Source organism: Synechococcus sp. R5-12, from assembly GCF_047502655.1.
Taxonomy (GTDB): Bacteria; Cyanobacteriota; Cyanobacteriia; order Thermostichales; family Thermostichaceae; genus Thermostichus.
On sequence record NZ_JANSIM010000258.1, the window covers coordinates 1 to 6,557 of the forward strand.

At 62.5% G+C, this 6,557-nt stretch carries 5 protein-coding genes; 1 reads left to right on the plus strand and 4 read right to left on the minus strand.

The features are described 5' to 3' along the window. Positions 1–203: 203 nt before the first annotated feature. On the plus strand, positions 204–1,736 hold the full coding sequence (gatA, locus tag NW843_RS12860) for an Asp-tRNA(Asn)/Glu-tRNA(Gln) amidotransferase subunit GatA (RefSeq protein ID WP_414523138.1): 1,533 nt from the start codon (positions 204–206) through the stop codon (positions 1,734–1,736). A 17-nt stretch (positions 1,737–1,753) separates the two neighbouring features. Here gatA and psb28 read toward each other — a convergent pair whose 3' ends face one another. The 4 genes from psb28 to gyrA all read right to left on the minus strand — a co-directional run bounded on the left by psb28 (position 1,754) and on the right by gyrA (position 6,425). Next, positions 1,754–2,068 (minus strand): photosystem II reaction center protein Psb28, encoded by a 315-nt coding sequence (psb28, locus tag NW843_RS12865; RefSeq protein ID WP_011433213.1) that lies wholly within the window; start codon positions 2,066–2,068, stop codon positions 1,754–1,756. 32 nt (positions 2,069–2,100) lie between these two features. Continuing rightward, positions 2,101–3,300, minus strand: a complete 1,200-nt coding sequence (locus NW843_RS12870) for a glycerate kinase (protein ID WP_414523139.1) — start codon at positions 3,298–3,300, stop codon at positions 2,101–2,103. Positions 3,301–3,338: 38 nt separating this feature from the next. Continuing rightward, entirely contained in the window at positions 3,339–3,710 is a 372-nt protein-coding gene (locus tag NW843_RS12875) for a DUF760 domain-containing protein (RefSeq protein WP_414330541.1), read from the minus strand. Between the two features lie 186 nt (positions 3,711–3,896). Then, positions 3,897–6,425, minus strand: coding sequence for a DNA gyrase subunit A (gene gyrA / locus NW843_RS12880; RefSeq protein ID WP_414523140.1), 2,529 nt, complete (start codon positions 6,423–6,425; stop codon positions 3,897–3,899). Positions 6,426–6,557: the final 132 nt, after the last annotated feature.

Sequence of the window (6,557 nt, forward strand, 5' to 3'; positions counted from 1 at the left end):
TCGGGATCTGCGCCGCGACTTTTTGGAACGGCGGTAACTTGGGCCCAAGCGCTCTGCATTGCCGACGCCCTCACCCCCAGCTCCTCTCTCTCAGGGAGAGGGGAAATTGGCGGGATTTTGGGTAGGAAGGGATCCCACCTAGATTAATCTAGAGGAACTTTGTCTGGCCTCACTGGCATTTGCCCTTCCCCACGAGTTTGCCTATGTCTGTCATCCGTGCCCTCCACAGGCAGTTGGTAACCAAAGAGCGCTCTGCCGAAGAGATCGCCCGCGAATACCTGGAGCGTCTCACCCAACTGGAGCCGCAGCTCAAGAGCTTTATTACTGTGACCGAGGAACTGGCTCTGCAACAGGCCAGGGCGGTGGACGCCCGCATTCGGGCCGGGGAGGAGATCGGCCCTTTGGCCGGGATCCCGTTAGCTGTCAAAGACAACCTCTGCACCCAAGGGATCCGCACCACCTGTGCTTCCCGGATGCTGGAGGGGTTCATTCCCCCCTACGAATCGACGGTGACGGCGCGGCTGGCGGCGGCGGGCATGGTGACGGTGGGCAAGACCAACCTGGACGAGTTTGCCATGGGCAGCTCCACGGAAAACTCCGCCTTTCAGCGCACCGCCAATCCCTGGGATCTGACGCGGGTGCCAGGGGGATCCTCTGGGGGATCGGCGGCGGCGGTGGCTGCCGACCAGGCGGTGGTGGCCCTGGGCTCAGATACGGGGGGATCCATCCGCCAACCGGCAGCTTTTTGTGGGGTGGTGGGCCTCAAGCCCACCTACGGGCTGGTGTCTCGCTACGGGCTGGTGGCCTTTGCTTCGTCTTTGGATCAGGTGGGGCCGTTTGGGCGCACGGTGGAGGATGTGGCCTTGCTGCTGCAGGGGATCGCCGGCCATGACCCGATGGACTCCACCAGCCTGAAGGTGGATATCCCGGACTATAGCCAGGCTCTGATCCTGGACATCAAGGGGTTCAAAATCGGGGTGATCCGCGACTTGCTGGGGGAAGGATGCGGCGAGGAGACCCGCGCTGCCGTGCAAGCGGCCATTCAACATCTGCAGGAGCTGGGGGCCGAGATCCTGGAGATCGACTGCCCCAGTTTTCGCTACGGCCTTGCCACCTATTACATCATCGCCCCTTCGGAAGCCTCTGCCAACTTGGCCCGCTATGACGGGGTAAAGTACGGCCTGCGGGAACCTGCCGACTCGCTGCTGGCCATGTATGGCAAGACCCGCGCCCATGGCTTTGGGCCGGAAGTCAAGCGGCGCATTATGATCGGCACCTATGCCCTCTCCTCGGGGTACTACGACGCCTACTACCTCAAGGCTCAGAAGGTGCGCACCCTCATCAAGCAGGACTTCCTCAAGGCTTTCGAGAAGGTGGATGTGCTGGTCAGCCCCACCACTCCCACCCCAGCCTTCAAGCTCGGCGAGCGGGAGGATCCCCTCAGCATGTACCTGTGCGACCTGATGACGATCCCGGTGAACTTGGCGGGATTGCCGGGATTGAGCCTGCCCTGCGGGTTTGCCGATGGGCTGCCCATTGGCCTGCAAATTGTGGGCAATGCCCTACAGGAGAGCAAGGTGCTGCGGGTGGCCTATGCCTATGAGCAAAGCACCGACTGGCACAAGCGACGGCCCCCGCTAGGGCAGCCCTCAGTTGAAGAGGGCCAGGGATCCGATCCCGGCCAACCTCAAGCCAAGCGCAGATCCGGCAAAAGGAGCAAAAAATCCAAAAGCTGAGGCGGGAAGGGCGGCAACTAGGCCATGCCCATCTGGTTGGCCGCTGAAAAGCGTTCCATAAAGCGCAGGAAGCGATCCCACTCTGCCTCGGTTTCCATGTCGTAGGTCACTTCCAGGGCTTTGAATTCCCCGTTCAGGAACTTGGCCCTGATGTTGCGGGTGGTCAGCTCCCCTTCCTCATCGATCATCCGCATGCCGAGGATGTTTTGCGTATCGGATTTTAGATCCTCGAAGCGGAAAATCGCGGATCCCCGGTTGCCGGTCTTGGATTTCAGCACTCGCACCTGGGTGGGCACCTCTTGGATGCCGGGGGAGAACTCGATACTGGCCATGATGTCCTAACCAAACCCAAAGATTTAAGCCATTATAACCGGCCCATCCCCGCGCCCTGCTCCAGAAAATCTCTCAGCTCCTGAGCCGCCATCTGCTCCAGGTATCGGCCAGCCTGCCGTTGGGCTTCTGCCACATCGGGGATCCGGTCGCACAGGGCGCCAACCCGAAGGGGAAGAGGCTGGGCTGCCAACCCAGCGCGCGCTGCCGGAGTCACCTGGCCACAGAGGATGAGCAGGGGTTTTTGGGCTTGGATAGCCTGCTCCAGCACCGCCCCCACCACCTTTCCCATCGCGCTTTGCTCGTCGAGGCAGCCCTCTCCGGTGACGACCAGATGGCAGCGGCGGATGCGCTCCGGCAGGGCCAATTGCTGGGCCAGCAAGCGGATCCCGGACTCCAGAGTGGCCCCCAAAAAAGCCACCAACCCTGCTCCCGCTCCCCCTGCGGCTCCGGCCCCTGGGATCCCGGCCACGGCCTGGCCCAAATCTCGCTCCACCACTTGAGCCCACTGCTGCAGCGCCTGCTCCAACTGCTGCACCTGGGAAGGGGTGGCGCCCTTCTGGGGGGCAAAGACGGCGGCGGCTCCCAACGGACCAGTGAGGGGGTTTTGCACATCGCAGAGGCCGCGGACCCGTTTCCCCTGCCAACCAGGCTGTTCGGGGGGCTCGATGCGCGCCAGCCGGGCCAGCTCCGCCCCACCCCAGCCGATGGGATCCCCAGCTCCATCCAACAGGCGATAGCCTAAGGCCTGCGCCATGCCCGCCCCTCCATCCACGGTGGCGGATCCCCCCAGACCTATCCAGATCTCAGCGATGGGATCGCGGCAAACAGCCCGCAGCAGCTCCCCCAGGCCGTAGGTGGTGGTGCGGCTGGGATCCCGCCGCTCCGGTGGCACCAAGGTCAGGCCGGCCACCTGGGCCAGCTCCAACAGGGCCAGCTCTCCCGCCACCCCATATTCCGCCCACACGGGATCTCCCAGGGGGCCGGTGACCCACAGACCCTTTTTCTCTCCCCCCAGCGTCGGCAGCAATACCTCTAGGGTGCCCTCTCCCCCATCGGCCAAGGGGAGCCGCTCCACCTCGGCCTCCGGCAGCACCTGTTGGATCCCATGGGCTATGTGCTCTGCCGCTTCTGGTGCCCTCAGGGATCCCTTAAAGCTATCCGGGCAAACCAAAATCCGCCGCGGTGGGCTGCTGAACTGGGATCCCTTTGCCTGGAAACCCGCATCCAGCATGGAACCTCCTCGGCGGCGCTAAAAGGTGGATTGCAAGCCTAGCCCTCCTCCTCTGCTGGCGAAGGCTGATCCGCGCTGGCAGGCTGGGAGGCACTGCCCAAAGATTGCTCCAGGGCTAGGCGCTGCTCCATGACCCGCAGGAAATAGCCGCCCATCATCGCGCCGGAGAGCATTTTGGCCAAGCTCTCGCGGTTGGTGATGATCTGAACCCCGAATTGATCGGAGGGCAAGCTCCCCACCAAGCTGCGGATGTTGTGGCCCAAGATCTCCAGCACTTCTGGGGAAGAATTGCGGGCAATATCCTGAAAGACGCTGGGATCCTGAGATTGCAAGTATTGCCAGAGCCGGTTGTCGGGGCTCGGAGTTTGCAATGCCTCAAAACCAGGGATGAAGTTCAACGGGCTCGCCATGGAGTAACCAAGCTCCACAAACACAGCAGATGCCATCCCAACTGGGCTGCTCGGCCTGATCCCACAGGCCTTTGCCGTTCCCGGAATTTGGGCTATCCCAAAGGTAACACCCCATCCTCACCCTCTCCGGTACGGGATCCCACCCTTCTGCGGCGGCAAATGCCGTACCTAAGTAACGGCCGGGGATCAAGCGCTGGCTTCTGAGGTCTCCTCCTCGGCAACCAAGGCAGCGGGTACCACTGTAACTCCCACAATGCTGTCTTCCGGATCCAGGCGCTGCACCAGCACCCCGGTCGCCTCGCGGGACTGGGTGGGAATGGCCTTGGCCAACTGTCGCATGACAATGCCCCTGGCGGTTACCAACAGGATCTCGTCTTCGGCATTGACGATGCGCAGGGCCGCCAGCTCGTCCGACGCCTGCCGGAACTTGGTGGCGATCACCCCCTTGCCGCCGCGGTTTTGCTGGCGGAAATTGTCGATGGCCGAGCGCTTGCCCCGCCCTTCTTTGGTGATCACCAGCACCCAAGGGTTGGTCAGCCTCTCCCCCTCTTGTTCGGCAGCCATCACCGATTCGGCAGAGATAATATCCATGCTGACGATGTCATCGCCGGCGTTGAGGGTAATGGCCCGCACGCCCCGGGTGGCCCGTCCCAGAGGGCGCAGTTGCTCGTCATCTGCCCGGAAGCGAATGGACATGCCTTGGCGGGTTGCCATCACCACATCGTCGCTGGAGCGGGCGCGGCGTACCCAGCGCAGTTCGTCGTTTTCTTCCAGAGAGATGGCGATCAGGCCGTTGGAGCGCACATTGGCAAAGGCGCTGAGGGCCGTTTTTTTGATGTAGCCCCCGCGGGTGAGCATCACCAGATATTCGTCCTCGCTGAACTGGCTCACCGGCACCATGGAAGTAACCCGCTCTTCCCGGGTGATCGGCAGCAACTGAACGATGGCGCTGCCGCGGGCGGCGCGGCTCCCCTGGGGGATCTGGTGGGCGGGCAGGGTATAGACTACGCCCCGATTGGTGAAAAAGAGGATGGTGTCGTGGCTGCGACAGGCAAAAAACTGTTCGATGGCATCGTCTTCTTTGATGCGGGCGCCGGCTTTGCCGCGGGTGGCTCGCCCCTGCACCTGGAACTCCTCAAGGCCCATGCGCTTGATATAGCCCTGCTCGGTTAGAAAGATAACCGTCTCCCGATTTTCGATCAGATCATCCGTTCCCAGCTCCCCATCCTCCAAACAGAGGCGGGAACGACGCGGGCTGGCAAAGCGGGCTTTGAGCTGCTGCAGCTCTTCGCTGATGATCTGCATCACCCGTTCTCGGCGGGCCAGAATATCCCGCAGGTCGGCAATTTGCCTCACCAAGTCTTCGTGCTCGGCCTGGATTTTTTCCGCTTCCAGGGCGGTGAGGCGGCGCAGCTGCATCTGCAGGATCCCGTCGGCTTGGGCTTCACTCAGGCCCAACACCGCCTGCAATTCCTCTCGGGCTGTGGCGGTATCGGCGGCTCCCCGAATGAGGGCAATCACCCGATCCAACTGCCCCAAAGCCAAGAGATAGCCCTGCAGCAGGTGATCCCGCTCTTCGGCTTTTTGCAGCTCGTAGCGGGTGCGCCGCTCGATCACCTCTTCCCGAAAATCCAGAAAAGCCTGTAGAGCATCCCGCAGGGTCAGGGTGCGCGGCTCGCCGTTGAGGATGGCCAGCATGTTGACCCCGAAGTTGGCCTGCAGGGGGGTTTGCTTGTAGAGGTTGTTGAGCACCACCTGCGGCTGGGCATCCCGCTTTAGCTCGATCACCACCCGCATGCCGCTGCGGTCGCTCTCGTCGCGGATGTCGGCAATGCCTTCCAGTTTTTTCTCGTTGACCAGCTCGGCGATCTTCTCAATCATGGCTGCCTTGTTGGTCTGGTAGGGCAGTTCGGTGATAATGATGGCGTCCCGAACCGGTCGGCCCCGCTGCTCTATGGTTTCGACGGTGGCCACCCCCCTCAGGGTGATGGAGCCGCGCCCGGTGGTGTAGGCTTCGCGGATGCCCTCTTGGCCCATGATCAGCGCCCCGGTGGGGAAGTCAGGGGCGGGGATCCACTGCATCAACTCCAGGCTGGTCAGGTTGGGGTTGTGGATGAGGGCGATCAGGCCGTCCACCAATTCGCCCAAGTTGTGGGGCGGGATGTTGGTGGCCATGCCCACGGCAATGCCGGAAGAGCCGTTTAAGAGCAGTTGCGGGATCCGCGCCGGCAGCACCAGGGGTTCTTGCTGGGATCCGTCGTAGTTGCCGACAAAATCGACAGTGTTGGCGTCAATATCTTGGAGCAGGGCTTCTTGGGCAAAGGCAGTCAGCCGACACTCGGTATAGCGCATGGCCGCCGGCGGGTCGTTGTCTACAGAGCCGAAGTTGCCGTGCCCATCCACCAGCCGCTCCCGCATGGAGAAATCTTGAGCCATGCGCACCAGCGCATCATAGACGGCCTGATCCCCGTGGGGATGGTATTTCCCGATCACATCCCCCACCACGCGGGCACACTTGCGAAAGGGGCGATCCGCCGTCAGGCCCAACTCGTGCATGGCGTAAAGAATGCGGCGGTGCACCGGCTTCAGGCCATCCCGCGCATCCGGCAAAGCCCTCCCGACGATCACGCTCATGGCGTATTCCAGGTAGGACTGCGACATCTCCCGCTGCAGGTCGGTGGAGATGATGCGCGCCGTCGATTCGTTGTCGCTCATGGGGTTGGGTTATCCGTAAGGGATCCCAGTCGGCCTTGGCGCAGTGGGTTCATGGAAGTTTATCGAGAAGCCAACCTTGGCCGTGGCAGAGTAAACTACCCGACCCTGACTGCTTCGCAGTACGGGGCGGGC